The following is a 3,065-nucleotide window of genomic DNA, read 5'->3' as shown; positions in this document are numbered from 1 at the left end:
TGGGAAGTATAATTGACAGCGGAACCCGCCCCTACATGATAATACGGGGAGAGGGTAGTTAAAGAGTTTATTAATTGGTGGCTTTAGTGGCCATAGTCCGGCTGTAATTGTAGTTATTGTAATAGAGAACAGCCCGATCTTGAGCAGTTAGATAATTAGGGTCATCAAAGGAGACTTCCTGCATGAGTTGGCTGGCGAGCTGCCAATTTCGCGCTATGGTTTCCCAGTCCTGTTTTGATTGAGCAGTTTGGGTTAAATTGGCTGCTTCTATGGCTTTGCGGACGGCTTCACCAAAAGGATCTGAATTAACTAGGGGTTCTGTGGGTGGGTCTATCTCTGCTTGTGGTGCGGGTTCTGTGGGTGGGTCTATCTCTACTTGTGGTGCGGGTTCTGTGGGTGGGTCTATCTCTACTTGTAGTGCGGGTTCGGAATTAATTAGGGGTTCTGCTGCTGGTTGGGTTGTGGTAGCGATTAGACTTTGGGAATTGGCGACAATATCGGTCACTATACCTTTGATGTATGCCAAGTTCCTATAACCTATGGGCAAGCTAATCATAATGATACATGAAACGGCGGCAATGGAGGCAAATTTTAAGATTTGTTGGCGAGAAATGTGCTTTCTGATTAAGAATTCCGCCTGATATAAATACAGGGTTGAAATAAAGGAAACTAACATACCTGAACTAACTACCAATTCGGCTGATTCCCAATATCTTACATGACAATAAGAGCTGTATATGGAACAGCCAGGATAAAAAGGCACAACAACTATCAGAAAGATTAATCTAGCTATCAATAAGACAATTACAGCTAGTATGCCTTCCCAAATACTCTGTGAACCGGGATATTTGGAGAATTTTCGAGGTTTTTTAAAAGCGGATGTTATGAAATGATGGCTATAGGAAAAAACGGCAATTGCTGCAATTAAGCTAATGGCTAAAATCAACAATGCTAGGTGATGATTATTTGATATGTCATAGATAAAAGAACTCCAAAAGCCCCCCCATCGCGCGAAAATAGTCAAGACAATAAAAGCCCATAAAAATAAGCAAGTTGCCCTTAACCAGGAACTAGGATAAGGGAACCATCGCGGCCATTGAAAGCGATATGCTGATAGCTTGGGTGGTTTATGAGGGGGGGTTTGAGTGATGTCAATACATTGAGTCCATGCGGGGTTAAATTGCCCTAATTCTCGACCTTGAACGACAATGTTGGTAATATGCTGAGGCTGAATTTGACTAACAATTTGTTTAACTAAATCAACGGAATAATCCTGAGGAGGAAGTTCTGGAGATTCTAGGGTGATTTCGAGATAATCATTTTTGAGCTGGGTGTAAACGGTGGTATCCTCAAGGGGGAGGATGTGTTGAATTACGGATGCGATCGCCTCCGGATCACCCAGCCTAGCTTGTTTAATGGAAGGTTGATTTTGCATAGCCCCTGATTGCCTGCTCGATCATCCAATGATAACAAGGTGATGGTGCGGGGTGATCATGGAAGTGGGAAAAAGTGGTTAGAGTAGGCTTTGCATTGTATCCCAAGTCAATCCTCGTTGAATATATTTAGGGTTGGCGGGGTCATAGGGACTGACGAGGCGATCTATCTCCAAAATTTCGGCATGGTCAGGTAAAACGGGAATATCCGGGTCAAAAGCAGTAGGTCGCATGAGAGAACTAGAAAAACCCTTAAAAATGGCAATCTCATCTAATTCGCCGTCAACTGAGACCCGCACGAGCAAAACTTCCCCAGGATGTTTTTTGGTGTAATTTTCTAAGGTATCTTGCATCAGATTAATTTCCGGTAGCAGAACGTCCCTGTCTTCCGAGACGAATGACAACAAAATAGGCAAAACATCCGACATAAATTAAGAGGCCGACAATTGCCAAAAAGCCCAAAAATGGGGGATTCCAACCGGGATGAAAAATCTCTTTATACATCCAAGGGGGGTCAAGCCAAATTCTACAGCCGGGGTCAGCCAATAAATCCTCAGCGCCTAAAAAAGCACATCGGAGGGAAGGGAGAAAAATCAAGGCCCCGATCGCATTATAAACAGTAATAGCCCATCGCCAACTGGTGAGGGTCAATTTTAAGGGGGAAGGCTGCATATCCTCGATTTCCTCATTGAGATCGACCCAAAACCATAAACTAATTGGAATGAGGATACGAGAAGCGATCGCACAAATAAAACCTATGGGGATAGCGGCGATCATCAGATAAAGGGTAATCATCAACAGACTAGCGACCCGCCAATAGATAATCAACAGGTGAGTAATAGCTTCCAGCTTTTCCACCAGAGCCCAAATCAGTAAAATTAGGGGAAGGATAATCGTAAATATAACTGCGAGTCTGTAATCCATCCAAACCCAAGTCTCCAGACTTGACGGAGTAGCAGCTATGGATATGGGGTTTAACATTATATTTTGATAGAGAGTGCTGAGACAGTGCAGGAGCGACCCAAGACAATTTCGGTCAGTTTTCCCAAAACCGAAAAAATATGACCCATTATGGGTCAAGGATGCCCCCTAGCATGGCGATTTAGCCAAGGCTAGGGGAGTTAGGTAAACCAGGGGCAGTTAATCGTCGTAAAGCCGGCACTCTGCGGCTTCTGGGTTATTGTCACAATAAACCTCAAAAGAGCTTTTCTTGGGTTTTTGCTTTTTATGAGCCGACTCCGCCTGAACTTCTTCTACAGCATCCCAAGCCGCGGCACACTCTGGGGAGGTTCCGCCTTTGATATCACAGATGATACGGGCTTCTTCCCGTTCTTTTTCGATGATTTCGTCAATGTTGTTGTTCATATAACCTCTTGTCCAATCTTACAAATTTTACCAAAAGCCTGACCCAATCAACTATCATAGCAGGCAATCATTGAGATAGTTCCCTACATCAGATCGATTTAGGCTGCCCATAGTTTGTAATAGATCACTCGAAAGCGTCAACCCAAAATCGGAAGTAATCTTTTAATATTTCTCGTAACCCACCATAAATCAAGTCAGCACCCCCGGCTGAAGCACGGGGGCTTCGTGCCCCCCTTTCAGGTAGCTGACCAGCTATAGCCTTAACTG

The 3,065-nt window shown here is 44.1% G+C and carries 4 protein-coding genes; all 4 read right to left on the bottom strand.

The window, feature by feature from the left end; translation table 11 throughout:
- Positions 1 to 70: 70 nt before the first annotated feature.
- The 4 genes from ACTIE0_RS13250 to ACTIE0_RS13235 all read right to left on the bottom strand — a co-directional run bounded on the left by ACTIE0_RS13250 (position 71) and on the right by ACTIE0_RS13235 (position 2,798).
- Positions 71 to 1,435, bottom strand: coding sequence for a hypothetical protein (locus tag ACTIE0_RS13250; RefSeq protein WP_439516916.1), 1,365 nt, complete (start codon positions 1,433 to 1,435; stop codon positions 71 to 73).
- A 78-nt stretch (positions 1,436 to 1,513) separates the two neighbouring features.
- Positions 1,514 to 1,786, bottom strand: a complete 273-nt coding sequence (locus ACTIE0_RS13245; RefSeq protein ID WP_006621822.1) for a DUF7734 family protein — start codon at positions 1,784 to 1,786, stop codon at positions 1,514 to 1,516.
- Positions 1,787 to 1,790: 4 nt separating this feature from the next.
- Positions 1,791 to 2,357 carry a DUF3177 family protein gene (locus ACTIE0_RS13240; protein ID WP_111891902.1) on the bottom strand — a complete coding sequence of 189 codons (567 nt, stop codon included), beginning with the start codon at positions 2,355 to 2,357 and terminating at the stop codon, positions 1,791 to 1,793.
- A 216-nt stretch (positions 2,358 to 2,573) separates the two neighbouring features.
- Positions 2,574 to 2,798: a Calvin cycle protein CP12 gene (locus ACTIE0_RS13235; protein WP_006668828.1), complete on the bottom strand. Its 225-nt coding sequence runs from the start codon at positions 2,796 to 2,798 to the stop codon at positions 2,574 to 2,576.
- Positions 2,799 to 3,065: the final 267 nt, after the last annotated feature.

This window comes from Limnospira sp. (genome assembly GCF_051859755.1).
Lineage (GTDB): Bacteria > Cyanobacteriota > Cyanobacteriia > Cyanobacteriales > Microcoleaceae > Limnospira > Limnospira fusiformis.
Note: the sequence above shows the minus strand (reverse complement) of the source record. Positions and strands in the feature narration are given on the sequence as shown.